The organism is Vibrio sp. McD22-P3 (assembly GCF_021568915.1).
Classification (GTDB): Bacteria; Pseudomonadota; Gammaproteobacteria; order Enterobacterales; family Vibrionaceae; genus Vibrio; species Vibrio mediterranei.
Map to the genome: position 1 here is coordinate 17879 of NZ_JAKGTN010000029.1, position 26587 is coordinate 44465.

Sequence of the window (26587 nt, forward strand, 5' to 3'; positions counted from 1 at the left end):
AATCCCTAGGAGAAAGTAGTGCGAGATTGAAAGAAGCCTACAAACAGTCGGCTCCTTCTCTGGAACTTTGGTTAAAAGCAAAAGCTTTATAATGAGTTTAGCACTTTCGCTACTGCTCGAATTTTATCACTGCTTGTCACAGGAATGGCAAAATCATCCACATCATCACTGCCCATTTTTGCATCGTCAACAATGAAATGCATCTTGCTTTTTCTAGTTGATTTGCCTGAAAGGTGGACTTCCGTAACGTGACTGGTGGCGATGATCTTAGCGACATTATCAGCATTGACTCCAGCTCCGGCCATCAATTCTATGCGTCCATTTGCTAAAGCTGACAGCTTGGCGAGCATATCGCTACCGTCTAGTGCATTTGAGGCCAGCCCGGATGTGAGTATTCGCTCACACCCTAATGCGATCACATCCTCCAAAGCCTGTTCGGGATGTTTACATTGGTCGAACGCTCGATGGAAGGTGACGCCCAGCTGTAACTCATGAGCCAGTTTTACTAAGCGGATAGAACGAGGCATATCGATGTTGCCATCTTTATCAAGTAGACCTAAAACGATACCTTGAGCACCATATTTAGCGGCGGTGCGCACGTCTTCTGCCATGATTTCAACATCGTCACAATCATAGAGGAAATCACCTTGTCTAGGACGGATCATGACGTAGATAGGAATAGAAGAAGATTGGACAGCTTGTTTAATGAGGCCTGCGTTCGGGGTTAGTCCCCCTAACGCCAAAGATGAGCATAGCTCAATCCGCGTAGCACCACCTGCAATAGCCAGTGGCAGGGACTCGATATTGTCGATACAGACTTCAAGTTGGTAGTTCATAAGGTCTCTCAGTAACTATACTGGGTATCAATATATCTCTGCTTTTGAATTCTGAAAATAGAAAAAGCCCGAGTCGTGACTCGGGCTTTAATTTTTTGGCTAACTCGTTTCTTCTTCAATGATTGGCTGCGTTTTTCGCTTTATATTTATCCAACCATCAACCCTGATTGAGCGCAGGGTGAAGGTATCGAATTATTTAGACAGGTCGTCTGCGTGCTCAGATAGGAACGCTGCAACACCTTTTGGAGATGCGTCCATACCAGCTTTACCTTCTTCCCATTGTGCAGGACATACTTCGCCGTGCTTCTGGTGGAAGTTTAGAGCGTCAACCATACGTAGCATCTCGTCGATGTTACGGCCTAGAGGTAGGTCGTTAACTACTTGATGACGTACAAGACCGTCTTCGTCGATTAGGAAAGAACCACGGAAAGCAACGCCTGCTTCTGGGTGCTCTACATCGTACGCTTGGCAGATTTCGTGTTTAACGTCTGCAACTAGAGGGTACTTAACTTGACCAATACCGCCATCTTCGATAGCAGTGTTACGCCATGCGTTGTGAGAGAACTGAGAATCGATAGAAACACCGATAACTTCACAACCTTTAGCTTGGAAATCAGCAAGACGGTTGTCGAATGCGATCAGTTCAGATGGGCAAACGAAAGTGAAGTCTAGTGGGTAGAAGAATACAACTGCTTTTTTACCTTTAGTGAACTCAGCAAAGTTAAAGTTCTCAACGATATCACCGTTACCTAGAACAGCTGCTGCAGTAAAGTCTGGGGCTTGACGACCAACTAGTACCATTTTTTTGCTCCTAAATAGAGTTTAATTCAAACCATTTTTGGTTTGGTCCGTGTTTGTGCGAGACAAACTATAGTACACATTGTAGTATTGAAAAAAGCGAAATTAATAGATTAATTCCATCGAAAAAAGCGATGAAGCAGTAATGCCGATTCCTTTTTTGATATTGGTCCAAAAACAGGCAGTTACCATGAATAAATGGCCCAGTTTAAAGCAGCTTCATTACTTGGTTACTCTGCATGAGACGCGACACTTTAGTGAAGCCGCAGAGCGCTGTTTCGTCAGTCAGTCTACGTTAAGTAAGGGGATTCAGAACCTAGAAGAACTGATAGGCTGCCCTCTTTATGAAAAGAAAGATAAGAAAAGTCCGTTAGTCTTTACCCAAGCTGGTGAAATGGTGGTTTCACAAGGACGAGAGCTCCTAGCAAAGGGACAAGACCTGATTGAGTTAGGCAACTTGTGTCAAGGTGATGCGATGCAGGGGCAGTTGAAGCTTGGTTGTATCCCTACAATAGCGCCATTTTTACTGTGTGATTTAGTTCAGGAAGTGAACGCGCGTTACCCTCAGCTTAATCTTTTACTCAGAGAAGATACTACCGCGAACTTACTCGCCGCGCTGAGACATGGTGAATTGGACGTTCTCATTTTGGCGCTCCCGATGGACATCGGCAATATGGACAGCTGCATTGTTGGACATGACCCGTTCAAGATGGTCATCAGCCGTAATCAAGCGGACAGAATTCGTGTTCCTATCAAATATGATGATCTACCGGATGAATCGGTTTTCTTGTTAGAAAATGAACACTGTTTAACAGAGCATGCGGTTTCTGCGTGCAAGCTGACTGAGAAAGAGAAAATCAATCCATTTAGCGCAACAAGCTTACATACTTTGGTTCAAATGGTTGCTAATGGATTGGGGACTACATTTATTCCTCAGATGGCGATCGAGCATGGTCTATTGGAGAATCAAAACCTTATTGTCGTTGAGCCTCCGGGGCAGCAAGCTTATCGTGATATTGGTTTAGTTTGGCGACCAAGTTCATCTCGACGTGACTCATTTCTTCAATTGGCGGATGTGGTTTCAGAATTACTTTAGTTTTCAAACTATTCTGCATAAAAGAGAACGGCTAGTGAAAGACACCACTTTTGGTGTCTTTTTTGTTAAATTACTCTAAATGCCTAGGTTAGTGTGTAAAAAAACACAGTTTAATTTTCACAAAATCTTTCAATCAAATCCTGCGCTTCACAGTGTCAATTTCACACTGTCAAATTGAAGAGGTGTGCGGTCGTTATCTAGACATCTTAATGATAACGAGGTGTACCTAGCAATGTTCCTACTTTCGCTATAACCATGTAAGAAATAATGGTTGCCATTTTGTGTAATTAAATTACGTAATAAGCTACATTATTTGCACTTTATCAATGATTGTTATTAAGAGTACAAAGTGTCGAATTTTCGAAAAAGGCACATTTAGAGTTGATACTCTAAGTTGGCTTGGGTATCGTATTTGTATGTTTTCAGTGGAAGGTAAGACTTGGTAATGAATCATTTATTTGACTCATTTTGCCACAATGAACATAAAGTTTGTTGACCGTTTCTGTAACTACTTTCGTTTTAAACTTTCAAGTGAGATGAGAGTAAGTGCAGTCAGTGGCTTATCTTAGTGATAAAGAGCCCCAGCTGTGATCGTTTGATTGTCTCTCGTAGTGTTTAAGCGTTCTCATAATGAGTTATCACATCATTGAAAAACAGAAGCTTAACGCTTCGACTGGTTTTGAGCACTGCCTCAGTAGTTCAGTAATGGCTACTGAATGTCGGTAAGTTTGAGCGGCGCAAGCCGCTCCCTTTTTTTGACTGTTACGCGTCAAGTGCTTCCGAATCGCTACTCTCTTCAACTTCGTCCGGCTCGACTTCTTCTTGAAGTTCTAGCAAGTTAATCGCAATCGCGACAAAATCACTGTCAGTAATAATGCCAACGAGTTGTTTATTTTTCACAACAGGAAGGCATCCCACTTTGTGTTTTTGCATGTAGAGTGCACTTTCTTTTAATCCGGCTCTTGGTTCCACCGTCATAATATTGCTGTGCATGAGTTCACTCAATGGGGTGGATAATGTGTAAGACTGGTCGCTTGGGATTTTTTGTAGGATGGATTCTTGTGCCGCCAAAACATCACGTTGAGAAACAATGCCGAGCAAATGACGTTCTGCATCAACGATAGGTATATGCCTGATATCGAGTGCTTCCATCGTATGTTTAGCATCGGCTAGGGAGTGAGACCGCAATAGGGTGTGAGGGTTGCGAGTCATCATATCTTCGACCTTAATCATAGGGCCTCCAACTCGTTCTGATTGTGTACTTTAACTATAGAATTTTTCATGGATTAAGTCTGAGACAGGCGTCGTTTTTTGTAGCGCCAGTCACAAAATAAGCTTACTGATACTAAGGTTAAATTGCGTCCCCAAAAAACACAGAGTTTACGTTGGACAATGACGGTTCAGCTTGCTATTCCAACGGGTCACTTTATACTATGCGGCTGCGAATTTTTTCGCCGTTTTTGTCGCTTAATATAGAAGATTGGTGTTATGCAAGTTTCAGATTTTCATTTTGATTTACCAGATGAGCTTATCGCTCGCTACCCTAAAGCCGAAAGAAGCTCAAGCCGACTGCTTCAGCTAACCGGAAATACTGGTGAAGTCGTAGATGGAAGCTTCACTGATATTGTTGACCAAGTACAGCCGGGCGATTTGCTCGTGTTCAATAATACTCGCGTGATTCCAGCACGAATGTTTGGACGTAAAGCGTCAGGCGGTAAAATTGAAGTACTTGTCGAACGTATGCTTGATGAAAAGCGTGTCTTAGCTCATGTTCGATCTTCTAAAGCTCCAAAACCAGGTACAGAACTGTTCCTTGGAGAGAATGATGAATACCAAGCGTTGATGGTCGCTCGTCACGACGCACTTTTTGAGATTGAAATGCAGTCTGAGAAGACGGTTCTTGATATTCTTAATGATATTGGCCACATGCCATTACCTCCTTATATCGATCGTCCAGATGAGGATGCCGATAAAGAACGTTACCAGACCGTTTACAACGAGAAACCCGGTGCGGTTGCAGCTCCTACCGCTGGTCTACACTTTGATGATGCTGTACTTGAGAAAATCAAAGCCAAGGGCGTAAATTTTGCCTATGTGACTCTGCATGTTGGTGCAGGTACTTTCCAACCTGTGCGAGTTGAAAATATCAATGACCATCATATGCATGCGGAATACGTTGAAGTGCCGCAAGAGGTCGTAGACGCGATCAATGAAACCAAAGCAAACGGTGGCCGAATTATTGCGGTCGGTACAACATCCGTTCGTTCTCTAGAAAGCGCTGCGCAAGATGCGCTGAAAAACGGCACCGAGCTAGTGCCATTTTTTGGTGATACAGAAATCTTTATTTTCCCGGGATATGAGTATCAGCTGGTGGATTGCTTGGTAACAAATTTTCACCTTCCTGAGTCCACACTCATCATGCTGGTCAGTGCCTTTGCGGGTTACGATAATGTGATGAGTGCATACCACCATGCTGTAGAACAGAAGTACCGTTTCTTTAGCTACGGTGATGCGATGTTCATTACCAAAAAGACCGCTTAAGATTTTTATTTCACTCAAGGAGCCAGTGGAATACGGTAAGGATTACCAACTTCACTAGTCGCTTGGCTAGTGCATTCAAGTGCGACAAGCTACGCTTGTTAGTGCGTTTTAAGATTGAGTCAGACTGTGTCTCTGGCAATGTGGAGGCTTCGTGAAATTACAATACGAACTAAAAAAGAAAAATGGTCACGCTCGTCGTGGTCAATTGACGTTTGAACGCGGGACGGTACAAACGCCAGCGTTTATGCCTGTTGGTACTTACGGTACTGTGAAAGGTATGACACCTGAAGAAGTAAAAGGCACTGGAGCTGAAATTCTTCTAGGTAACACTTTCCACCTATGGTTGCGCCCAGGTCAAGAAATCATGAAGATGCACGGCGACTTGCATGACTTCATGAACTGGCATGGTCCAATCCTTACCGATTCAGGCGGCTTCCAAGTATTTAGCCTTGGGGATATTCGCAAAATCACTGAAGAAGGTGTGCATTTCCGTAACCCAGTAAACGGTGACAAGATTTTCATGGATGCTGAAAAATCGATGGAAATCCAGAAAGATCTTGGCTCTGATGTGGTGATGATTTTTGACGAATGTACGCCATACCCAGCGACCCATGCTGAAGCGAAAAAGTCGATGGAAATGTCATTGCGCTGGGCACAACGTTCTCGCGATCATTTCGACAAGCTTGAGAACCCTAACTCGTTGTTTGGTATTGTCCAAGGTAGTGTGTACGAAGATCTACGTGATGTGTCTGTTGAAGGCTTAACTAATATTGGCTTCGACGGTTATGCGGTTGGTGGTCTTGCTGTTGGTGAGCCAAAAGAAGACATGCACCGTGTATTAGAGCATACAACGCCTAAACTACCTGAAGACAAACCTCGCTATCTAATGGGTGTAGGTAAACCTGAAGATTTAGTTGAAGGTGTTCGCCGTGGTATCGATATGTTCGATTGCGTAATGCCGACTCGAAATGCACGTAATGGACATCTATTTGTAACCGGTGGCATTGTTAAGATCCGTAATGCAACGAACAAGACGGATACAGGTCCATTGGATGAGCATTGTGATTGCTACACCTGTAAAATTTACTCTAAAGCGTATCTGCATCATTTAGATCGCTGTAATGAGATCTTAGGCGCTCGCTTAAACACGATTCACAACCTACGCTACTACCAACGTCTGATGGAAAGCATCCGCACTGCGATTGATGAAGACCGTTTTGATGAGTTTGTAGAAGAGTTTTATGCACGACGCAATCGCGAAGTGCCGCCACTAGATATGAAATAGTTGGCTAAATAAACGGCTATCCCTGCAATTGGTACCAAATCCTAGCTCTCGGTCACATTTTTTATGTGTTTAAGTCGCTATGAAACATTGAGTTACCGTTTGCTTCTTGAAAAGATAGGGGGATAGCCCAATTTTGGATATGTATTTACATTAAAGAGGATGTTTTCCGATGAGTTTGATTTCTGCAGCTCACGCAGCTGAAGCGGCACCACAAGGTGGCGGTTTTGAAATGCTAATTATGCTTGGCATGTTTGCGGTAATTTTCTATTTCATGATTTACCGCCCACAAGCTAAGCGTGCTAAAGAGCATAAAAACCTAATGGCTTCTATGGGTAAGGGTGATGAAGTCCTAACTAATGGTGGTCTAATTGGTAAGATCACTAAAATTGCTGAAGACAACGACTACATTGCTATCGCTCTTAACGACAACAATGAAGTAGTTATTAAGAAAGACTTCGTTACTGCAGTGCTACCAAAAGGTACGCTAAAGTCTCTATAAAAACAGCTAAAGGATCCTCGCTGTGCTAAACCGTTATCCTTTGTGGAAGTACCTGATGGTGGTGTTTGCCATCGCCATTGCAGCTTTGTATGCACTTCCCAATCTATACGGTGAAGATCCGGCTATTCAAATTACAGGGGCGCGTGGCGCCTCTGTTGATATGTCGACGCTGGATACTGTCACCAAAGCTCTTGAAGAAGAGCAACTCTCTCGTAAGTCCATTGCTTTAGAAAATGGCTCCATTCTTGTTCGTTTCAACGATACTGATACTCAAATCAGTGCGCGTGACGTAATCAGCCAAGCTTTAGGTAAAGATTCCATTGTTGCATTGAACCTAGCGCCAGCTACGCCAAACTGGCTAGAGTCGATCGGTGCAAACCCAATGAAATTAGGCTTGGACCTTCGTGGTGGTGTTCACTTCTTGATGGAAGTGGATATGGATGCTGCGATGGAAAAGCTGGTGGGTCAGCAAGAAGAAGCATTTCGTAGTGAGCTTCGTGAAGACCGAATTCGCTACCGCTCCATTCGTCCATCGGGTAAAGACGGTGTTGAAGTACTACTTCGTGACGCTGAACAACTCGCGGAAGCAAAAGCGGTGCTAACCACGAAACACCCAGACATGGACTTCTTTGATTCTGACTCAAATGGTCGTTTCGCACTTGTAGCGCGTTTTAAAGAAACTCGTCTACAAGAGATTCGTAACTATGCTGTCGAGCAGAACATCACCATTTTACGTAACCGTGTAAACGAACTGGGTGTGGCTGAACCTCTGGTTCAACGTCAAGGTGCTAGCCGAATCGTAGTTGAACTTCCAGGTGTACAAGATACTGCTCGAGCTAAAGAGATTCTTGGTGCAACGGCAACGCTAGAATTTCGTGAAGTAGACAGCTCTGCGGATCTTGCAGCGGCTGCTAATGGTCGAGCGCCAGCGGGTAGTGAAATCAAGCAAGACCGTGACGGTCGTCCTGTGGTGTTGAAGAAGCGCGTTATTCTAGGTGGTGCGAGCATTACCGATGCAAGTTCAAGTGCTGATGAATATGGACGTCCACAAGTTAACATCTCGCTAGATAGCGAAGGTGGTAACAAAATGGCGGCGTTCTCACGTCAGAATATTGGTAAGCTGATGGCCACGGTTTTCGCTGAGTATAAAGACAGCGGCAAGCGCACACCGGAAGGCAAAGTTATTCTTGATAAGCATGAAGAAGTTATTAACCAAGCGACGATTCAATCGGCACTTGGTCGCAACTTCCGCATCACTGGTATCGATTCTGCAGCCGAAGCTCACAACTTAGCTCTGCTATTGCGTGCCGGTGCTCTGATTGCACCTATTTCGATTGTTGAAGAGCGTACCATCGGTCCATCAATGGGTCAGCAAAACATCGATATGGGCATTAAGGCATGTATTACAGGTATGATCGCCGTAATGCTATTCACCTTGGTCTATTACCGTCGATTTGGCCTATTTGCCAATATGGCGTTAATGGCTAACATCGTATTGATCGTTGGTGTGATGTCGATGATTCCTGGTGCAACGATGACGTTACCAGGTATTGCAGGTATCGTACTTACCGTAGGTATGGCGGTTGATGCGAACGTTCTGATATTTGAGCGGATACGTGAAGAGCTAAAAGAGGGACGTAACCCTCAACAAGCGATTCACCAAGGTTATGCCAATGCGTTTAGTACCATCGCTGATGCGAACATTACCACGCTAATTACCGCGATTATTCTATTCGCAGTAGGTACCGGAGCAATCAAAGGCTTCGCGGTAACGCTGTCGATTGGTATTATCACTTCAATGTTTACTGCCATCATTGGTACACGATGCCTCGTGAACCTAGTGTACGGTGGTAAGCGTATCAACAAGTTGTCGATCTAAGGGTTAGTTATGTTTCAGATATTGAAAGCAGACAAAACGATCGACTTTATGCGTTGGTCTAAAGCGGCATTTGCCTTGTCGCTCGTGATGATAGGTGCTGCCATCTTTACTCTGTCAACCAAATGGTTGAACTGGGGTCTAGACTTTACTGGCGGTACGTTGATTGAAGTTGGCTTTGAGCAGCCGGCTAATCTTGAGCAAGTTCGTTCGGCTCTAGATGCGAAAGGCTTTGGTGATGCAACGGTTCAGAACTTTGGTTCATCTCGTGATGTCATGGTTCGTCTCCGTCCACGTGAAGATGTACAAGCGGAAGCACTAGGTAACCAGATTTTAGATGCGATTAAACAAGGTACGGGCGAAAGCGTTGAAATGCGCCGTATCGAGTTTGTTGGTCCGAACGTGGGTGATGAGCTGACCGAAGCGGGCGGTTTAGCGATCCTAGTATCGTTAATCTGTATCTTGATCTATGTATCTGTACGATTCGAATGGCGCTTAGCGGCAGGTGCGGTACTAGCACTCGCGCACGACGTTATAATTACGTTGGGTATTTTCTCTTTGATGCAAATCGAAGTCGACCTTACCATTGTTGCGGCACTGCTTACCGTAGTCGGTTACTCGCTCAATGATACGATCGTTGTTTTCGACCGTATTCGAGAAAACTTCCGTAAGATGCGTAATGGTGAGCCAGCTGACATTATGAACAGCTCAATCACTCAAACGTTAAGCCGTACTTTGATTACGTCTGGTACTACATTATTCGTAGTTATCGCACTCTTTACTCAAGGTGGTGCGATGATTCACGGGTTCGCAACAGCCTTGCTGTTAGGTATTACCGTTGGTACTTATTCTTCAATCTATGTTGCATCGGCTCTGGCTCTGAAACTGGGTATCCAGAAAGAGCACTTAATGCCACCGCAGATTGAGAAAGAAGGTGCAGAGTTTGATGAAATGCCTTAAGGCATCGAATTAGACTTCAAGTGCGTCGTCACCCCCACACAGGCGTGACTCGCGGATGACGAAAGCATCGTCCTAAATCGCAAAAGCCACTCTATCGAGTGGCTTTTTTTGTCTGTCATAAATGGATGACAGTAACTGTCTCACTGCATCGAAAATGCTAAAAAAAACCCCGACCAATGGCCGGGATTTCAAATTCAGCTGTGACGGGCTGTAAGTCTTAAGCTAATTACTTAAGGATAGCTTCGTTACCATTCTCGCGAATGATTTTAAGCATGCTCTTAGCACCACGTGCACTTGCAGCAACAACGTTACCAGACTTCATGTACTCAGTACCGCCTGAAAAATCAGTTACGATAGCGCCAGCTTCACGTGCGATAAGTTCACCTGCAGCCATGTCCCATGGTTTTAGGCCTAGTTCGAAGAAACCGTCTAGACGACCTGCACCTACGTAGCAAAGATCAAGAGCAGCAGAACCTGCGCGGCGGAAGTCTGCACATTCAACAAACATTGCTGACATGATCTTGAAATAGCTTTCAGAGTGCTGTTTTTGCTTCGAAGGGAAACCTGTACCGATAATAGTACCTTTTAGGTCTTTTAGTGTGTTAACACGGATTCGAGCGTTGTTTAATTGAGCGCCAGCACCGCGTTGTGCAGTGAATAGCTCGTTTAGCATTGGATCGTATACGCACGCAACTTCAGTTTTACCCTTAATGCGAACCGCAATAGATACTGAGAAGTGTGGAATACCTTTAACGAAGTTATTAGTGCCATCCAGTGGGTCGATGATCCATTGTACGTCGCTATCTTTACCTTCAATCATGCCACCTTCTTCAGCGATGATGCTGTGGTCAGGGTAAGATGTTTGAATAGTATGGATAATGAGTGCTTCAGCTTCTTTGTCTACGTTAGTAACAAAGTCATTAGTGCCTTTCTGTACCGACTCGATCTTGTCAGTGTTTTCTAGTGATTTAGCAATATGGTTGCCCGCTTTACGCGCAGCGCGTATAGCGATATTTAGCATTGGATGCATACGAATTTTCCCAACGGATGTTAAAGAACAAAAAGCGGCGGCGAGTATACCAAAGTTTTGGCAAAAAGGAAGTGGTTATTTTTTGTTCTGTCATTGGGGTGAATAAAAAGACCCTGACTATTTTAGTCGGGTTTATGTTATTATTCGTCGGTTTTGTAATCTCGGTGCAATTTGACAATGCTAGACAACGTGAAAATCGTCCTCGTCGGAACCTCTCACTCCGGTAATATCGGCTCAGCTGCAAGAGCGATGAAGGTGATGGGTTTAAGCCAGATGGTCTTGGTTGACCCACAATGTGAGGTAGATGCTCAAGCGATTGCGCTTGCAGCGGGTGCTAGTGATATTGCGCTTGGCGCTCAAATTGTTGGTTCATTGCAAGATGCTATTGAAGATTGTGGTTTGGTTGTTGGCTCAAGTGCGCGCTCTCGTACACTGGATTGGCCTATGATTGAACCAAGAGAGTGTGGCGAGAAGTTTGCCATAGAAGGTGAGCAACACCCTGTTGCTTTGGTTTTTGGTCGTGAACGCACTGGCTTGACCAACGAAGAGTTGCAGCTTTGCCATTTTCATACTTGTATTCCTGCAAACCCGGAATACAGCTCTCTTAACTTAGCGATGGCGGTTCAGACATTAAGTTATGAAGTACGTGTTGCACATTTGCAGCGTGTGGCCAACCAATTTCCTGAACAAGAGCAAGCTGAGTATCCACGTCACAAAGAGCTAGAATTATTCTACCAACACCTTGAAAAAGTCATCACCGATACCCAGTTTATCTCTAAGGATAAACCAGGGTTAGTAATGAACAAATTACGAAGAATGTTCAGCAGAGCTCGCCCTGAGTCACAGGAAATCAACACGTTGCGTGGTATTTTAACGTCAATAGAAAAAGGGCTAGGGGTTAAAAAATAACCACTTTTTCTGTTGGGTTAAATACCTGACTATTTTAGTCAAATAAATACTTGATTAAAATAGTCAGGTATGGAAAAATCGAAACCACATAATCAATGTGGAAACGTGTGATATGAGACTAACATCAAAAGGAAGATATGCAGTAACGGCGATGCTAGATGTCGCACTGCACTCACAGCAAAGCCCAGTACCTCTGGCAGATATCTCTGAACGTCAAGGGATCTCACTGTCATATTTAGAGCAACTGTTCTCAAAATTGCGCAAAGCTGGACTTGTAGCCAGTGTACGCGGTCCAGGTGGTGGTTACCGACTCGGCGCAGAAGCGTCTGATATTGCAATTGGAACGGTGATAGCTGCTGTTGATGAGTCTGTTGATGCAACCAAATGTGCTGGCAAAGGCGATTGCCAAGGTGGTACACGTTGCCTCACTCATACGCTTTGGAGAGATTTAAGCTCTCGCATTAGTGACTTCTTAAATAACATCACTCTCGGTGAGCTGATGGTAGATAATGAAGTATTAGAAATTTCAGACCGACAAGACGTAGATCTTGCGGTAAATCATGGGTTCTCAAGAAAAAGTACAAGCACCGCACCCATCGGAATTAATGTTCGCTCGTAAGTAGTGTTGCTTTTACATTGGAGTAAAGAATGAAACTGCCTATTTATCTAGACTACTCTGCCACATGTCCTGTTGACCCGAGGGTTGCAGAAAAGATGGTTCAATTTATGACGATGGACGGTACCTTTGGTAACCCAGCGTCACGATCACACCGTTTTGGTTGGCAAGCAGAAGAAGCAGTAGACAACGCGCGTGAGCAAATCGCCGATCTGTTGAACGCGGATCCTCGCGAAATTATTTTCACTTCGGGCGCGACAGAATCAGACAACCTTGCTATCAAGGGTGCTGCTCATTTTTACGCTAAAAAAGGTAAGCATGTTATTACCTGTAAAACAGAGCATAAAGCAGTACTTGACCCATGTCGTCAATTAGAGCGTGAAGGCTTTGAGGTAACGTATCTTGAGCCGGAAGCCAATGGTCTTATCGATTTAGCAAAGTTAGAAGCTGCAATGCGTGACGATACTGTGCTTGTTTCTATTATGCACGTAAACAACGAAATTGGTGTTGTTCAAGATATCGCCGCTATTGGTGAGCTATGCCGCAGCAAGAAAATCGTTTTCCACGTTGATGCTGCGCAATCGGCTGGCAAATTGCCAATTGATGTTCAAGAAATGAAAGTTGACTTAATTTCAATGTCAGCTCACAAGATTTATGGCCCTAAAGGTATCGGTGCACTTTACGTTCGTCGTAAACCACGTATCCGTTTAGAAGCACAAATGCACGGTGGTGGTCATGAGCGTGGTTTCCGTTCTGGTACGCTACCGACTCACCAAATTGTTGGTATGGGCGAGGCATTTGCTATTGCTAAGCAAGATATGCAAAAAGATTATGACCATGCAAAATCTCTGCGTGATCGCCTGTTAAACGGTGTTAAAGATCTTGAAGCCGTTACGATCAATGGTGATCTAGAGCAGCGTGTACCTCACAACCTAAACGTGAGCTTCGCATTTGTTGAAGGTGAATCGCTATTGATGTCATTGAAAGATCTTGCAGTATCATCCGGTTCAGCATGTACTTCAGCGAGCCTAGAACCATCTTATGTACTTCGTGCATTAGGTTTGAACGATGAACTGGCACACAGCTCTGTACGTTTCTCGTTTGGTCGCTTCACGACAGAAGAAGATATCGACTATGCGATTGAGCAAATTACAACAGCAGTGAACAAGTTACGTGACATGTCTCCTCTATGGGATATGTATAAAGAAGGGATTGACCTAGATACGGTCGAGTGGGCACACCACTAATCTCACGATAGTAGAGGATTCGAGGAATTTATTATGGCATATAGTGAAAAGGTTATTGACCACTATGAAAACCCACGTAATGTAGGGTCGTTTGATAAAAATGATCCAGCTGTGGGAAGTGGTATGGTAGGCGCGCCAGCTTGTGGCGACGTAATGAAGCTTCAGATTAAGGTAACACCAGAAGGTATTATCGAAGACGCGAAGTTCAAAACCTACGGTTGCGGTTCAGCTATCGCATCAAGCTCACTGGTTACAGAGTGGGTAAAAGGTAAATCAATTGAAGAAGCTGCGGCTATCAAAAATGCTGAAATTGCTGAAGAACTAGAGTTGCCGCCAGTGAAAGTTCACTGCTCAATTCTTGCGGAAGACGCAATTAAAGCCGCCGTAGCCGATTATAAGAAAAAGCACGACTAAATCGCTTGGATAACCAAGCCTTAATATATCATCAAGAGAAGCAAACAAAGGTTGTAGTATGGCCATCTCAATGACAGAAGCAGCAGCAAGCCGAGTAAGAACGTTTTTAGAAAACCGCGGTAAAGGTATTGGATTACGTTTAGGTGTAAAGACCACTGGGTGTTCTGGTATGGCCTATGTTCTTGAGTTTGTTGATGAACTTGATGATGGTGATGAAGTCTTTGAGCATGAAGGTGTGAAAGTCATCATCGATGCAAAGAGCTTGGTTTATCTCGATGGAACAGAGCTTGATTACGTGAAAGAGGGCTTGAACGAAGGGTTCGAATTCAACAACCCAAACGCAAAAGGCGAGTGCGGTTGTGGTGAGAGCTTTAATGTTTAACCTTTAATAGTCGTGGTGCAGTTGGTTTAGCCAGTTGCTCCACGATTCTTGTTTGCGAGTCTATGTTATGAACCATTTCGAACTATTTGGGCTACCTATTCAGTTTCAGCTGGACGGTAGCCTTCTTTCTTCTCAATTCAGAGAATTACAGCGACGCTTTCATCCCGATAACTTTGCTACCGCTTCCGAGCGTGACCGCATGCTTGCGGTTCAGAAAGCAGCGCAAATCAATGACGCATACGAAGTACTTCGTAAGCCAATTTCTCGAGCAGAGTATCTGCTGGCTGAGAATGGCGTAGATATTCGAGCTGAACAGCAAACCTTGCAAGACCCTATGTTCTTAATGGAACAGATGGAACTGCGTGAGACCCTCGAAGAAATAGAGACCTCAAGTAATGTTGAGTCAGAACTCTTTGACTTTGAGGCGAAGGTCAGCAAAATGTTCAAATCACAACTGCTTGAGTTACAACAGCTGCTCGAACAGAATCAGTGGCCACAAGCTGCAGATAGCGTCAGAAAACTAAAATTTATCGCCAAGTTGCAAAGTGAAATAGAACAGCTCGAAGATAAGCTGCTTGGTTAATGGAAGCTCCCAAGGATATTTGAATGGCATTACTTCAAATCGCAGAACCCGGTCAAAGCTCTGCGCCACACGAACATAAGTTGGCTGCAGGTATTGATCTAGGGACTACAAACTCTCTAGTTGCAACGGTAAGAAGTGGAGAAGCAGCCACGCTACCAGATTCGAATGGCAGAAATATCTTGCCTTCGGCCGTGCATTACACAGAAGAGTCGACCACGGTCGGTGTTGAGGCTCGTGATAACGCAGCTTCTGATCCAGTGAATACTATTATTTCGGTAAAACGCTTATTAGGTCGTTCACTTGCGGATGTTCAAAGCCGTTACCCATCTATGCCTTACTCTTTGACAGAAAGTGATAATGGTCTGCCAGTATTACAAACGCGTGGTGGGGCGAAGAATCCTATTCAAGTGTCCTCTGATATCTTAAAAGCACTTTCTCAACGTGCAGAAGAATCGCTAGGTGGCGAATTAGCAGGAGTGGTTATCACGGTTCCTGCCTACTTTGATGATGCTCAGCGTCAAGGCACAAAGGACGCAGCGAGCTTAGCTGGTTTACATGTCTTACGACTACTCAATGAACCTACTGCGGCCGCGATTGCTTATGGTTTGGATAGTGGTCAAGAAGGTGTGATTGCTGTTTATGATCTTGGTGGCGGTACCTTTGATATATCTATTCTGCGATTATCTCGTGGCGTGTTTGAAGTACTCGCAACGGGCGGCGATTCAGCGCTGGGTGGCGATGACTTTGACCATTTGGTTGCAGAACATTTGCAGCAGCAAATTGGTAAGGCTGAATTAACGGTTCAAGAGCAGCGTGAATTACTGGACGCTGCAACGCAAGCTAAGATCGATTTGAGTCAATCTGATGTGGCAAGTGTGGATGTGCTAGGTTGGCAAGGCGAATTAGAGAAAGCTCAATTTGAAGATCTCATTCGTGCCCTAGTTAAGAAAACCCTTCTTTCTTGTCGCCGTGCTCTAAAAGATGCGGAAGTTGACGCTGAAGAGGTGCTTGAAGTCGTCATGGTGGGTGGTTCAACCCGTACACCTTTGGTTCGCGACATGGTAGGCGAGTTCTTTGGGAAAACACCTCTGACTAGCATTAACCCTGATGAAGTCGTTGCGATTGGTGCTGCCATTCAAGCGGATATTCTTGCAGGAAACAAACCTGACTCTGAAATGCTGCTACTCGACGTACTGCCTTTATCTCTAGGTATTGAAACCATGGGTGGCTTGGTCGAGAAAATTGTTCCTCGAAATACAACCATCCCAGTTGCTCGTGCTCAAGAGTTTACCACTTTTAAAGACGGTCAAACGGCTATGTCGGTTCATATTGTTCAAGGTGAACGTGAAATGGTTGATGATTGTCGTTCTCTGGCTCGTTTTTCACTTAAAGGTATTCCTCCAATGGCGGCGGGTGCTGCGCATATTCGTGTCACCTATCAGGTTGATGCAGATGGTCTACTGTCGGTCACTGCGATGGAAAAGAGCACAGGTATTCAATCTGATATTCAAGTCAAACCATCATACGGACTCAGCGATGATGAAGTGACCAATATGCTTAAAGACTCGATGACTTACGCTAAAGACGACATGTTGGCTCGTGCTTTGGCTGAACAACGTGTGGAAGCCGATCGCGTTATCGAAGGGTTAATTGCAGCGATGCAAGCTGATGGTGATGCTTTATTAGATGAACAAGAAAAACAAACACTAGTAGAAGCTATTGAAGCACTAATTAAATTGCGCAATGGTGACGATGCCGACGCCATTGAACAAGGTATAAAAGATACTGATAAAGCGAGCCAAGAATTTGCTTCTCGTCGTATGGACAAGTCCATTCGCGAAGCTCTTGCCGGTCAATCAGTAGATAACATTTAAATTCGAGGACTAAGTAGTCATGCCAAAAATAGTTGTTCTGCCCCATGAAGATCTGTGCCCAGAAGGCGCAGTGTTAGAGGCTAACGAAGGCGAAACCGTATTAGATGTGGCACTAAAAAACGGTATTGGGATTGAGCACGCTTGTGAGAAATCGTGCGCTTGCACAACTTGTCACGTGATTATTCGTGAAGGTTTCGATTCACTTGAAGAGAGTGAAGAGCTTGAAGATGACATGCTAGATAAAGCGTGGGGCTTAGAACCAGAATCACGTTTGGGTTGCCAAGCCGTCGTTGCTGATGAAGACTTAGTGGTAGAAATTCCAAAATACACGTTAAACCACGCATCTGAAGATCACTAATAAGTGGAGGATACATGAGCTTAAAATGGACTGATTCTCGTGATATCGCTATTGAGTTGTGCGATCAATTTCCAGATATGGACCCTAAAACGGTTCGTTTTACCGACTTACATCAATGGATAACGAAACTAGAAGATTTTGACGATGATCCAAATCGTTCTAATGAGAAAATCCTTGAAGCAGTCATCTTATGCTGGATGGATGAGTACGATTGATAAATCGCTCTAACTTTACTTCTAAAAACGGACCTTTGGTCCGTTTTTTTGTCGCTACATGTTACATTGTTATTAATTCCCTTGGGCGGGTCATTGGTATTGTCTCTACATAGTGATAACATCATTTGAACCATAAGATACGACAACACAAAACAGAATTAAGACAAGGAGAGACCATGTCTAACACAATGTCGGTATTTCTTAGCCAAGAAGCGGCTGCTCCTCAATGGGGCGACAAAGCAATCATCTCTTTCACAGAAACTGGCGCGACAGTCCACTTAGGTGAGGGCCACGATTTAGGCGCTATTCAGCGCGCGGCTCGTAAATTAGACTCACAAGGTATTTCTAATGCAACACTGGCTGGTGAAGGCTGGGACCTAGAATCAACCTGGGCATTCTATCAAGGCTATCGTAACTCTAAGAAAAGCACGCAAGTAACACTGCCGTCACTCGGTGAACAAGATGAAAACGAGCTGAATGCACGTATCAAAGCTTCCAACTGGACTCGTGACATCATCAACAAGAGCGCGGAAGAAGTTGCACCTCGTCAACTTGCGACTATGGCGGCTGAGTTCATTAAATCAACGGCACCTGAGCACGTTACTTACCGCATTGTAAAAGATAAAGATCTGCTGACTGAGGGATGGGAAGGTATTTTCGCTGTAGGTCGCGGTTCTGAACGTACATCGGCAATGCTGCAACTCGATTACAACCCAACTGGAGACGAAAATGCCCCAGTATTTGCGTGCCTAGTTGGTAAAGGCATCACATTCGATTCTGGTGGCTACAGCCTGAAGCCTTCTAACTTTATGTCGGCGATGAAAGCAGACATGGGTGGCGCTGGTACTATCACTGGCGGTTTGGGATTAGCGATCATGCGTGGTTTGAATAAACGTGTGAAGTTGATTCTCTGCTGTGCGGAAAACATGGTTTCTGGCCGAGCGCTTAAATTGGGTGACGTGATCACTTATAAAAATGGTAAGACGGTTGAGATCATGAATACCGATGCCGAGGGACGCTTGGTTCTAGCTGATGGTCTCATTTACGCGAGTGAACAAAACCCTGAGCTGATTATTGACTGTGCTACGCTCACCGGTGCAGCTAAGAATGCTCTAGGTAATGATTACCACGCTATCATGTCTTTTGATGATGAACTCACTCATCAAGCATTAACCAATGCAAACCAAGAAAAAGAAGGTTTGTGGCCACTACCGCTAGCAGATTTCCATCGAGGTATGCTGCCGTCAAACTTTGCTGATCTTTCAAATATCAGCAGTGGTGATTACTCACCAGGTGCAAGCACTGCAGCGGCATTTTTGTCTTACTTTGTTACCGATTATAAAAAAGGTTGGTTGCATTTCGATTGTGCCGGCACTTATCGCAAAGCGGGGACTGACAAGTGGTCTGCGGGGGCAACTGGCATGGGTATTCGTACTCTAGCTCGACTGCTTACTGAGCAAGCTCAAACCAAATAACAACAATAGAAACAGAAAGATAAGGAACAATAATGGCCCTAGAAAGAACATTTTCAATCGTTAAGCCTGATGCTGTAGAACGTAATCTTATTGGTGAGATCTATCATCGTATTGAGAAAGCTGGTCTAAAAATTATCGCAGCTAAGATGGTTCACTTGACCGATGAGCAAGCGAAAGGGTTTTACGCTGAACACGAGGGTAAGCCATTCTTTGATGCACTGCGCGAGTTTATGACCTCTGGTCCTATCATGGTTCAAGTACTTGAAGGCGAAGATGCTATCTCTCGTTATCGTGAGCTTATGGGGAAGACTAACCCTGAAGAAGCTGCATGTGGAACCATTCGTGCAGATTACGCGTTAAGCATGCGCCATAACTCGGTGCACGGCTCAGACAGTCCAGAATCGGCAGCGCGTGAAATTGAATTTTTCTTCCCTACGTCGGAAATTTGTCCGCGTTAATGATTGATTCCGCTCAACACAAGGAGGCTTAGGCCTCCTTTTTTAATATTGAGTGTGTTTGCTGTTCAAAAAATGTTCACTTATAAATGAATACCTTATTATTTTAAGGTTTTGTAGCGCTTGTTGTAGTCGCCTAAAGGCTGTACAATTCGCGCCCTTAAGTAGAATCACCGTCATCGAAGAGGCAACATGACCGCACAAAAAGTCAATCTACTCGATTTTGATCGCAAAGGTATGCGTAAATTCTTCCAAGAGGAACTTGGCGAAAAAGCCTTCCGTGCTGATCAGGTTATGAAGTGGATCTATCATTTTGGTTGTGATGACTTTGAGAAGATGACCAACATCAACAAGAAGCTTCGTGAAAAGCTGATTCGTTTGGCTGAAATTAAAGCTCCGACAGTCTCTGAAGCGCAACACTCATCTGATGGCACCATTAAATGGGCGATGCGTGTAGGTGATCAAGATGTCGAAACGGTCTATATCCCAGATGATGACCGCGCAACGTTGTGTGTTTCATCTCAAGTAGGTTGTGCGTTGGAGTGTAAATTCTGTTCAACGGCACAGCAGGGCTTTAACCGTAACCTTAAAGTCTCGGAAATTATCGGTCAGGTTTGGCGCGCTGCGCGTGAAGTCGGCCTTGAAAAAGAGACAGGTCGTCGCCCAATAACCAACGTGGTGATGATGGGTATGGGTGAACCTCTACTCAACATGAAGAATCTGATGCCTGCGTTAGAAATTATGCTAGACGATCTTGGCTTTGGTTTGTCCAAACGCCGCGTAACAGTATCGACTTCTGGTGTGGTGTCCGGTCTTGATCAAATGACGGGTGAAATTGATGTTGCATTGGCTATTTCTCTTCACGCTCCAAATGACAAGTTGCGTAGTGAAATCATGCCGATTAATGATCGTTGGGATATCGAAGATTTCTTAGCATCAGTTCGTCGTTATATTGCGTCATCTAATGCTAATCGCGGTAAAGTAACCGTTGAATATGTACTTTTGGACCATGTTAACGACGATATGGATCATGCGCGTGAGCTTGCGGAACTGTTGAAAGACACGCCTGCGAAAATCAACTTGATTCCATTTAACCCTTATCCAGGGTCACCGTACAAGAAACCGAGCAACTCGCGCATCGATCGTTTCATGAAGACGCTAATGCAGTACGACTATACAGTGACAGTTCGTAAGACTCGCGGCGACGATATTGATGCGGCGTGTGGCCAGTTAGTTGGTGATGTGATTGACCGTACTAAACGTACCAAGCAACTGGCTGAGCAAAAAGGTGAAGCTATTCCGGTAAAATCGGTATAATCCACAAATAAATAAAGAAAAACCAAGTATTTGCTTGGTTTTTTTGTATCTATAGCGCTGCAATCGGAAATATCTGATCCTTGCCACAATTTACTGATAAAAAATTCAGTATTAATGGAACAAATATCGGTTTTGTTAATCAAATATTTCAAAACGTCGCTTGAACTTTATAGATAGTGTCAATTTTTTATCAAAAATGGCTCTATTTACGTCGTTTTACGTTTGTCGATTTTAACTCGTGGTTAGAATCGACTATGATGGTCACATTCAGCCGCTGTCTTGACCCAATGTGGGGAGATCTTGCGCGAAAATCATAATGAAATCGAGCACTTTGCACTAGATTGAGGTGCAGAAGTAGGCAATTTGGGACTATGCTGTAAACACAGTTAGTACGTACGATTTACCACACTAATGACGATATCACACCAATTAAAAAAACGAACTAAGCGTGTAGCGTCATAGTCACAACCAAAAGAAGTACATGATAAATGAGTACTGAACAAAATACCGCAGTAGATAAAGTTGAACAGCAACCACAAGAGTCCGTTCTTGCCGGAACCATATTAAAAGAGAAGCGTGAAGCGCTAGGCCTCACCCAGAAACAGATCGCAGACCGCTTACGCTTGCGTGTCGCCATCATTCAAAAGATTGAAGCCAACGATTTTGATGGTGAGCAAGTTGCAACCTTCACTCGAGGCTATCTACGTTCTTACGCTAAGGCCGTTGGTATTGATGAAAAAGAGATCCTTGGTGCCATTGAACACCACAGTGAAGCTCAACCTTCAGAACAGCCAATGCAGAGCTTCTCTCAGAAAACCAATAAAGAAAAACACGATAGCCGCATAATGAAACTTACTTGGGGTATTTTCGTGGTAATTATAGGTATCTCTTCGGTTTGGTGGTTACAAAGCCAGCAAAAAGATACTCTATCGGAAATCGCAGATACTAGCGATCCTGCCTTTCAAGTAGAAGAACCCGCTTCGCCACAACTTACCGCTGAGCCTGAATTAGCAACAGCAGAAGATGAAGTAAAAACTATTGATGTGTCTGCCATTATCGAAGCGCCGGAGCAGACAGAGGAAGCTGCAACAGAATCGGTACCAGAGACTGCCAATAATAACGTTGAATCGGTTTCGGCAGACGTTGCAGTAATTGAGGAACAACCTCAAACCGCAAACGAGCAACCAAAACCAATTGATGGTCTGACTAATTTAACGATGGCTTTCACAGGTGACTGCTGGATCCAGGTAAAAGACGCGGACGGAAAGACCATCACTACTGGTATTAAAAAGCAGGGCGATAATGTCAATGTAAACGGAAAAGCACCATTTAAAGTGATTTTAGGTGCTCCTGAGAAAGTTTCTATGACATTAGCAAGTGAACCTGTCGACCTTTCTGGGTATACTTCAGGCAAAGTAGCTCGATTCACCTTACCTTAGATAATCAATATGCATCACGAATCACCAATTAAACGTCGCCCATCTACGCGTATTTATGTGGGCGATGTACCTATCGGCGATGGCGCACCCATTGCTGTTCAGTCAATGACAAACACTCGCACAACGGATGTTGCTGCGACCGTTGCTCAGATTAAAGCGTTAGAAAATGTCGGTGCAGACATTGTTCGTGTTTCTGTTCCTACTATGGATGCCGCAGAAGCCTTCCGAGAAATCAAACAGCAAGTTTCGATTCCTCTGGTGGCTGACATTCATTTCGACTATCGAATTGCATTGAAGGTTGCGGAGTATGGCGTAGATTGTTTACGTATCAACCCGGGCAATATCGGTAACGAAGCTCGCATTCGCTCTGTTGTAGATTGTGCGCGTGATAAAAACATTCCAATTCGTATTGGCGTAAATGGCGGGTCTTTAGAAAAAGACATTCAGATGAAATATGGCGAGCCTACACCAGCTGCTTTGGTTGAGTCGGCGATGCGTCACGTGGATATTTTGGATCGTCTAAACTTCGACCAATTTAAAGTCAGTGTTAAAGCATCGGATGTGTTCCTTGCCGTAGATTCTTACCGATTGTTGGCTCAAAAGATTGATCAGCCACTACACTTAGGTATCACTGAAGCTGGCGGTGCTCGTGCGGGTGCTGTGAAGTCGTCAGTGGGTCTTGGAATGCTGTTGGCAGAAGGTATTGGTGACACTTTGCGTATTTCTTTAGCGGCAGACCCAGTTGAAGAGATCAAAGTGGGCTTTGATATTTTGAAGTCATTGCGTATTCGCTCTCGTGGTATCAACTTTATTGCTTGCCCAAGTTGTTCACGTCAAGAATTCGATGTGATCGGTACAGTAAATGCGCTAGAGCAGCGCTTAGAAGATGTGATTACACCAATGGATGTGTCGATTATCGGCTGTGTGGTGAATGGACCAGGTGAAGCAGAAGTTTCACACTTAGGCTTAGCTGGTAGTAACAAGAAAAGTGCATTCTACGAGGACGGTAAACGTCAGAAAGAGCGCTTCGATAATGATGACCTAGTGAACAAGCTCGAAGCAAAAATTCGTGCTAAGGCGTCGATGTTAGATGAGTCAAATCGCATCGAAGTGAATCAAGTAGAAGATAAATAATTTCAACGATATAACGGTATTAAACTGTGGCAAAAACTATTCAAGCAATCCGAGGCATGAACGACTGCCTCCCAACACAATCTCCACTTTGGCAAAAAGTTGAGAATACAGTTAAGCATGTTGTTAGCGCATATGGCTACAACGAAGTACGTATGCCAATCGTTGAAATGACCCATCTATTTAGCCGCGCTATCGGTGAAGTGACGGATGTGGTCGAAAAGGAAATGTACACCTTCGAAGACCGTAATGGCGATAGCCTAACGCTTCGTCCTGAAGGCACGGCCGGTTGTGTGCGTTCTGGTATTGAAAATGGCTTGTTATATAACCAAGAACAACGTCTTTGGTATATGGGCCCAATGTTCCGCCATGAGCGCCCACAAAAGGGTCGTTACCGTCAATTCCATCAATGTGGTGTGGAAGTCTTTGGTCTAAATGGCCCTGACGTTGATGCTGAACTTATCATGATGACTGCGCGTCTATGGCGTGAGTTGGGCATTGCTGAACATGTACGTTTGGAACTGAACTCTATCGGCTCTCTAGAAGCTCGCGCTGATTACCGTACGGCATTGATCGCTCACCTAGAGCAGCATATTGATGTTCTTGATGAAGATAGCAAGCGTCGTATGTACACCAATCCGCTACGTGTTCTAGATAGCAAGAACCCAGATGTACAAGCGATTTTGGTTGATGCTCCTGAGCTGTCAGATTACCTCGATGCAGACTCAAAACAACATTTTGCAGGTCTTTGTGAACTTCTTGACGCAGCAGGAATCGAATATACGGTAAATCAACGCCTTGTCCGTGGGTTGGATTACTACAACCGCACGGTATTTGAGTGGATCACCGAAAGTTTAGGTGCTCAAGGTACGGTTTGTGGCGGTGGTCGTTATGACGGACTGGTTGAACAACTAGGTGGCAAAGCGACGCCAGCTGTCGGATTTGCTATGGGTTTAGAGCGTTTGGTACTAATGATGGAAACGCTTGAGCTGACTGATGTTCGTCGTAGTGTTGACGCCTACGTAGTGACTGCGGGTGAAGGCACCATGATGGCAGGTATGAAGCTAGCCGAGTCTTTGCGTGAAGCTATCCCTGGTATTCGTGTCATGAATCACTTTGGTGGTGGCAACTTCAAGAAACAATTTAAGCGTGCAGATAAAGTTGGCGCAGTATACGCTCTAGTGCTAGGCGAGAATGAAGTGGCCGAGAATACGGTCGTGGTCAAAGATTTGCAGGGTGGTGAGCAAGAAACTATTGCTCAAACTGAGTTAGCCGCTAAATTAGCAGATATTATCTAGTTTATAGACTGACGTTGATTGGACGTATTCGATAGATGAATCAATCAACGTTAGTGACGAATTCTTTTAAGAGGACAGGAAGTGGAACTCTACGATTCTGAAGAACAACAAGTAGAAGCAATCAAAGATTGGTGGAAAGAGAACGGCAAAGCAGTGGTTCTTGGTGTTGTTGTTGGTTTGGGTGGTTTATTTGGCTGGCGTTACTATCAAGACTCAGTAACGTCTGCGCAAGAAGCTGCTTCTGAACAGTATACCAAAGCGGTAGAAGCTATTGCCGCTAAAGGCACAGACGCAAGTGGTGATGTACAAGCATTTATCGATGGTAGCAAAGACACTGAATACAGTGTTTTGGCTTCACTACAACTAGCGAAAGTTCAAGTAGAAGCTGGTGAGCTTGAAAAGGCTCTTGAGCAACTGCAATGGGCACAAAGCAAAACTAAAGATGCGGCGATCACTCCGCTAGTGACTTACCGTATTGTTCGTCTAATGGCGGAAACAGGTAACGTTGATGGTGCGCGTGCTGAACTTGCGAAAATTACCGATGACGCATGGGCAGGCCGAGTGGCCGAGCTGCGTGGTGATATCGCAATTCGTGACGGTGACCGTGATGCAGCTTACACTGCTTATACTGAAGCACAGCAAGCGCAAGACGCAAGCCAAGGGCTACAAATTAAACTGGACGATCTTGCCAAGTAAGGGCCATAGCCGATGAATAGAGTCGTAAAGAAAGTACTGCTTTCTATTTCGGTACTGGGAATTCTTGCAGGGTGTTCTAGTGAAGAAGATACCGTCATTATGGCACCACTGCCAAAAGTACAAAGTGAGTTCACGCCTCAGTCGGTATGGTCTGCAAGTATTGGTGATGGTGTTGGTCAGTTCTTCTCGAAGCTCTCTCCAATTTACGCCTATGACAACTTGTTTGTCGCTAGCCGAGACGGAGTGGTAAAAGCGCTTGATCCAGAAACGGGTAAAACGCTTTGGGAAGTTAATGTCGCTGGTGAGACATCAGCTCGACTTTCTGGTGGTATTGCCGCGGCGTATCAAAAGCTATATATCGGTAGCGAAAACGGCGAAGTTATTGCGCTTGACGTCAAAACGGGCGAAGAAGTTTGGCGCGCCAAGGTGAATGGTGAGGTGCTTGCGAATCCGGTAGCGGATGCAAGTTTAATCATGGTTCATACCAGTCAAGGCTTGTTGGTTGCATTGGAACAAACGTCGGGCGAAGAGCGCTGGGCGATCAGTACTGATGTTCCAAACCTAACTTTACGTGGTGACAGTGCACCAGCTACCGTATCAGGTGGTGTTTTCTGGGGCACGGCCAATGGACGTTTAGCTGCCGCTATCGTCGAGCGTGGACAGTTGATTTGGCAGCAACCTGTAGGCACGCCAAAAGGCGCTACCGAGATCGATCGCTTGGTTGATGTGGATTCATCTCCAATCATTTTAGGTGGCACACTGTTTACGGTGGGTTTCAATGGGCAGTTAATTTCTATTGATCTACGTTCTGGTAACCCTATTTGGAAACGTAACTACTCATCAGCTACAGATATGGCGACGGATAACCGTAGTTTATTCTTGGTGACAGATAATGATCATGTAGTAGCTGTAGATGCTCGCAGTGGTACTGAGCTGTGGGAAAATAACCAGTTGGAAAACCGACTGCTAACAGCACCTGTTATTGTTGATGGTTACATCGTAGTAGGTGATAGCTTAGGTTACCTACACTGGATTAATCGAGAGTCAGGTGAGTTTGTAGCACAGCAACTCATCAACGAAAGTGGCCTTTCTGTTGGACCAACTAAGGTACCTGAAGGTTATGTTTTAGTGACTCGTGATGGTGAAATAAAGAAACTCACTATCAACTAGAAAGCGTGATATAATTCACAAACGGCTCCTGGCTGATCTCAGTTAGGAGCCGTTTTATTGCTGCGAAGCAAAAGGATCTTTTCGAGC

27 protein-coding genes are annotated in these 26587 nt (G+C 44.6%); 23 read left to right on the plus strand and 4 right to left on the minus strand.

Going from position 1 to position 26587, the window contains the following annotated elements:
* Nucleotides 1–86: 86 nt before the first annotated feature.
* Both L2W36_RS24435 and L2W36_RS24440 read right to left on the minus strand, forming a co-directional pair.
* Nucleotides 87–836 (minus strand): copper homeostasis protein CutC, encoded by a 750-nt coding sequence (locus L2W36_RS24435; protein WP_236111816.1) that lies wholly within the window; start codon nt 834–836, stop codon nt 87–89.
* A 192-nt stretch (nt 837–1028) separates the two neighbouring features.
* Nucleotides 1029–1637 (minus strand): peroxiredoxin, encoded by a 609-nt coding sequence (locus L2W36_RS24440; RefSeq protein WP_006074794.1) that lies wholly within the window; start codon nt 1635–1637, stop codon nt 1029–1031.
* Between the two features lie 187 nt (nt 1638–1824).
* On the opposite strand from L2W36_RS24440, the gene L2W36_RS24445 reads away from it, so the two are divergent.
* On the plus strand, nt 1825–2730 hold the full coding sequence (locus tag L2W36_RS24445; RefSeq protein ID WP_006074795.1) for a hydrogen peroxide-inducible genes activator: 906 nt from the start codon (nt 1825–1827) through the stop codon (nt 2728–2730).
* A 762-nt stretch (nt 2731–3492) separates the two neighbouring features.
* On the opposite strand, the gene L2W36_RS24450 is transcribed toward L2W36_RS24445, so the two are convergent.
* On the minus strand, nt 3493–3963 hold the full coding sequence (locus L2W36_RS24450; protein ID WP_038227972.1) for a CBS domain-containing protein: 471 nt from the start codon (nt 3961–3963) through the stop codon (nt 3493–3495).
* 255 nt (nt 3964–4218) lie between these two features.
* Between L2W36_RS24450 and queA the strand changes: the two genes are divergently transcribed.
* From queA to secF, 5 genes are all read left to right on the plus strand, one after another.
* Entirely contained in the window at nt 4219–5271 is a 1053-nt protein-coding gene (queA, locus tag L2W36_RS24455; protein WP_236111817.1) for a tRNA preQ1(34) S-adenosylmethionine ribosyltransferase-isomerase QueA, read from the plus strand.
* Between the two features lie 151 nt (nt 5272–5422).
* Nucleotides 5423–6556: a tRNA guanosine(34) transglycosylase Tgt gene (gene tgt, locus L2W36_RS24460; RefSeq protein ID WP_236111818.1), complete on the plus strand. Its 1134-nt coding sequence runs from the start codon at nt 5423–5425 to the stop codon at nt 6554–6556.
* A 169-nt stretch (nt 6557–6725) separates the two neighbouring features.
* Entirely contained in the window at nt 6726–7055 is a 330-nt protein-coding gene (yajC, locus tag L2W36_RS24465) for a preprotein translocase subunit YajC (protein ID WP_006074799.1), read from the plus strand.
* Between the two features lie 22 nt (nt 7056–7077).
* On the plus strand, nt 7078–8934 hold the full coding sequence (gene secD / locus L2W36_RS24470) for a protein translocase subunit SecD (protein WP_006074800.1): 1857 nt from the start codon (nt 7078–7080) through the stop codon (nt 8932–8934).
* 9 nt (nt 8935–8943) lie between these two features.
* The gene (secF, locus tag L2W36_RS24475) at nt 8944–9891 is read left to right on the plus strand and encodes a protein translocase subunit SecF (RefSeq protein ID WP_038227970.1); all 948 of its coding nucleotides are present in this window, start codon (nt 8944–8946) and stop codon (nt 9889–9891) included.
* Between the two features lie 226 nt (nt 9892–10117).
* Here secF and suhB read toward each other — a convergent pair whose 3' ends face one another.
* Nucleotides 10118–10921: an inositol-1-monophosphatase gene (gene suhB / locus L2W36_RS24480; protein WP_031493748.1), complete on the minus strand. Its 804-nt coding sequence runs from the start codon at nt 10919–10921 to the stop codon at nt 10118–10120.
* Between the two features lie 177 nt (nt 10922–11098).
* On the opposite strand from suhB, the gene trmJ reads away from it, so the two are divergent.
* The 17 genes from trmJ to bamB all read left to right on the plus strand — a co-directional run bounded on the left by trmJ (nt 11099) and on the right by bamB (nt 26500).
* Entirely contained in the window at nt 11099–11830 is a 732-nt protein-coding gene (gene trmJ, locus L2W36_RS24485) for a tRNA (cytosine(32)/uridine(32)-2'-O)-methyltransferase TrmJ (RefSeq protein WP_038227966.1), read from the plus strand.
* 112 nt (nt 11831–11942) lie between these two features.
* A complete protein-coding gene (iscR, locus tag L2W36_RS24490; protein WP_006072585.1) occupies nt 11943–12449 on the plus strand; it encodes a Fe-S cluster assembly transcriptional regulator IscR in 507 nt (168 codons plus the stop codon).
* Between the two features lie 29 nt (nt 12450–12478).
* Complete coding sequence (locus L2W36_RS24495) at nt 12479–13693, plus strand: IscS subfamily cysteine desulfurase (protein ID WP_006072583.1); 1215 nt, start codon at nt 12479–12481, stop codon at nt 13691–13693.
* A 33-nt stretch (nt 13694–13726) separates the two neighbouring features.
* Entirely contained in the window at nt 13727–14107 is a 381-nt protein-coding gene (gene iscU, locus L2W36_RS24500; RefSeq protein WP_006072582.1) for a Fe-S cluster assembly scaffold IscU, read from the plus strand.
* 58 nt (nt 14108–14165) lie between these two features.
* On the plus strand, nt 14166–14489 hold the full coding sequence (gene iscA, locus L2W36_RS24505) for an iron-sulfur cluster assembly protein IscA (RefSeq protein ID WP_006072581.1): 324 nt from the start codon (nt 14166–14168) through the stop codon (nt 14487–14489).
* Between the two features lie 67 nt (nt 14490–14556).
* Nucleotides 14557–15072 carry a co-chaperone HscB gene (gene hscB / locus L2W36_RS24510; RefSeq protein WP_236111819.1) on the plus strand — a complete coding sequence of 172 codons (516 nt, stop codon included), beginning with the start codon at nt 14557–14559 and terminating at the stop codon, nt 15070–15072.
* Between the two features lie 23 nt (nt 15073–15095).
* On the plus strand, nt 15096–16946 hold the full coding sequence (hscA, locus tag L2W36_RS24515; protein ID WP_006072578.1) for a Fe-S protein assembly chaperone HscA: 1851 nt from the start codon (nt 15096–15098) through the stop codon (nt 16944–16946).
* A gap of 19 nt (nt 16947–16965) precedes the next feature.
* Nucleotides 16966–17304, plus strand: coding sequence for an ISC system 2Fe-2S type ferredoxin (gene fdx / locus L2W36_RS24520; protein WP_006072576.1), 339 nt, complete (start codon nt 16966–16968; stop codon nt 17302–17304).
* Between the two features lie 14 nt (nt 17305–17318).
* Nucleotides 17319–17519, plus strand: coding sequence for a Fe-S cluster assembly protein IscX (iscX, locus tag L2W36_RS24525; RefSeq protein WP_236111820.1), 201 nt, complete (start codon nt 17319–17321; stop codon nt 17517–17519).
* 176 nt (nt 17520–17695) lie between these two features.
* Nucleotides 17696–18994, plus strand: coding sequence for an aminopeptidase PepB (gene pepB / locus L2W36_RS24530; RefSeq protein ID WP_088876171.1), 1299 nt, complete (start codon nt 17696–17698; stop codon nt 18992–18994).
* A 32-nt stretch (nt 18995–19026) separates the two neighbouring features.
* A complete protein-coding gene (gene ndk, locus L2W36_RS24535) occupies nt 19027–19452 on the plus strand; it encodes a nucleoside-diphosphate kinase (protein WP_038227962.1) in 426 nt (141 codons plus the stop codon).
* Nucleotides 19453–19641: 189 nt separating this feature from the next.
* Nucleotides 19642–20766: a bifunctional tRNA (adenosine(37)-C2)-methyltransferase TrmG/ribosomal RNA large subunit methyltransferase RlmN gene (locus L2W36_RS24540; protein ID WP_038227960.1), complete on the plus strand. Its 1125-nt coding sequence runs from the start codon at nt 19642–19644 to the stop codon at nt 20764–20766.
* A 488-nt stretch (nt 20767–21254) separates the two neighbouring features.
* Nucleotides 21255–22205 carry a cytoskeleton protein RodZ gene (gene rodZ / locus L2W36_RS24545; RefSeq protein ID WP_171390634.1) on the plus strand — a complete coding sequence of 317 codons (951 nt, stop codon included), beginning with the start codon at nt 21255–21257 and terminating at the stop codon, nt 22203–22205.
* A 9-nt stretch (nt 22206–22214) separates the two neighbouring features.
* Entirely contained in the window at nt 22215–23339 is a 1125-nt protein-coding gene (gene ispG / locus L2W36_RS24550) for a flavodoxin-dependent (E)-4-hydroxy-3-methylbut-2-enyl-diphosphate synthase (RefSeq protein ID WP_038227956.1), read from the plus strand.
* A gap of 26 nt (nt 23340–23365) precedes the next feature.
* Nucleotides 23366–24634, plus strand: coding sequence for a histidine--tRNA ligase (gene hisS, locus L2W36_RS24555; protein ID WP_006072564.1), 1269 nt, complete (start codon nt 23366–23368; stop codon nt 24632–24634).
* 81 nt (nt 24635–24715) lie between these two features.
* Nucleotides 24716–25330, plus strand: coding sequence for a YfgM family protein (locus tag L2W36_RS24560; RefSeq protein ID WP_236111821.1), 615 nt, complete (start codon nt 24716–24718; stop codon nt 25328–25330).
* Nucleotides 25331–25342: 12 nt separating this feature from the next.
* The gene (bamB, locus tag L2W36_RS24565; RefSeq protein WP_236111822.1) at nt 25343–26500 is read left to right on the plus strand and encodes an outer membrane protein assembly factor BamB; all 1158 of its coding nucleotides are present in this window, start codon (nt 25343–25345) and stop codon (nt 26498–26500) included.
* Nucleotides 26501–26587 lie beyond the last annotated feature (87 nt).

What these genes read in the sequence shown, in the direction of transcription:
- L2W36_RS24450 (WP_038227972.1), bottom strand. Translation starts at nt 3,963, where the DNA reads ATGATTAAGGTCGAAGATATGATGACTCGCAACCCTCACACCCTATTG.
- hscA (WP_006072578.1), top strand. Translation starts at nt 15,096, where the DNA reads ATGGCATTACTTCAAATCGCAGAACCCGGTCAAAGCTCTGCGCCACAC.
- iscA (WP_006072581.1), top strand. Translation starts at nt 14,166, where the DNA reads ATGGCCATCTCAATGACAGAAGCAGCAGCAAGCCGAGTAAGAACGTTT.
- suhB (WP_031493748.1), bottom strand. Translation starts at nt 10,921, where the DNA reads ATGCATCCAATGCTAAATATCGCTATACGCGCTGCGCGTAAAGCGGGC.
- fdx (WP_006072576.1), top strand. Translation starts at nt 16,966, where the DNA reads ATGCCAAAAATAGTTGTTCTGCCCCATGAAGATCTGTGCCCAGAAGGC.
- L2W36_RS24435 (WP_236111816.1), bottom strand. Translation starts at nt 836, where the DNA reads ATGAACTACCAACTTGAAGTCTGTATCGACAATATCGAGTCCCTGCCA.
- L2W36_RS24440 (WP_006074794.1), bottom strand. Translation starts at nt 1,637, where the DNA reads ATGGTACTAGTTGGTCGTCAAGCCCCAGACTTTACTGCAGCAGCTGTT.
- hscB (WP_236111819.1), top strand. Translation starts at nt 14,557, where the DNA reads ATGAACCATTTCGAACTATTTGGGCTACCTATTCAGTTTCAGCTGGAC.
- secF (WP_038227970.1), top strand. Translation starts at nt 8,944, where the DNA reads ATGTTTCAGATATTGAAAGCAGACAAAACGATCGACTTTATGCGTTGG.
- L2W36_RS24445 (WP_006074795.1), top strand. Translation starts at nt 1,825, where the DNA reads ATGAATAAATGGCCCAGTTTAAAGCAGCTTCATTACTTGGTTACTCTG.
- iscU (WP_006072582.1), top strand. Translation starts at nt 13,727, where the DNA reads ATGGCATATAGTGAAAAGGTTATTGACCACTATGAAAACCCACGTAAT.
- rodZ (WP_171390634.1), top strand. Translation starts at nt 21,255, where the DNA reads ATGAGTACTGAACAAAATACCGCAGTAGATAAAGTTGAACAGCAACCA.
- trmJ (WP_038227966.1), top strand. Translation starts at nt 11,099, where the DNA reads ATGCTAGACAACGTGAAAATCGTCCTCGTCGGAACCTCTCACTCCGGT.
- iscR (WP_006072585.1), top strand. Translation starts at nt 11,943, where the DNA reads ATGAGACTAACATCAAAAGGAAGATATGCAGTAACGGCGATGCTAGAT.
- L2W36_RS24495 (WP_006072583.1), top strand. Translation starts at nt 12,479, where the DNA reads ATGAAACTGCCTATTTATCTAGACTACTCTGCCACATGTCCTGTTGAC.
- iscX (WP_236111820.1), top strand. Translation starts at nt 17,319, where the DNA reads ATGAGCTTAAAATGGACTGATTCTCGTGATATCGCTATTGAGTTGTGC.
- ispG (WP_038227956.1), top strand. Translation starts at nt 22,215, where the DNA reads ATGCATCACGAATCACCAATTAAACGTCGCCCATCTACGCGTATTTAT.
- bamB (WP_236111822.1), top strand. Translation starts at nt 25,343, where the DNA reads ATGAATAGAGTCGTAAAGAAAGTACTGCTTTCTATTTCGGTACTGGGA.
- yajC (WP_006074799.1), top strand. Translation starts at nt 6,726, where the DNA reads ATGAGTTTGATTTCTGCAGCTCACGCAGCTGAAGCGGCACCACAAGGT.
- pepB (WP_088876171.1), top strand. Translation starts at nt 17,696, where the DNA reads ATGTCTAACACAATGTCGGTATTTCTTAGCCAAGAAGCGGCTGCTCCT.
- ndk (WP_038227962.1), top strand. Translation starts at nt 19,027, where the DNA reads ATGGCCCTAGAAAGAACATTTTCAATCGTTAAGCCTGATGCTGTAGAA.
- L2W36_RS24540 (WP_038227960.1), top strand. Translation starts at nt 19,642, where the DNA reads ATGACCGCACAAAAAGTCAATCTACTCGATTTTGATCGCAAAGGTATG.
- queA (WP_236111817.1), top strand. Translation starts at nt 4,219, where the DNA reads ATGCAAGTTTCAGATTTTCATTTTGATTTACCAGATGAGCTTATCGCT.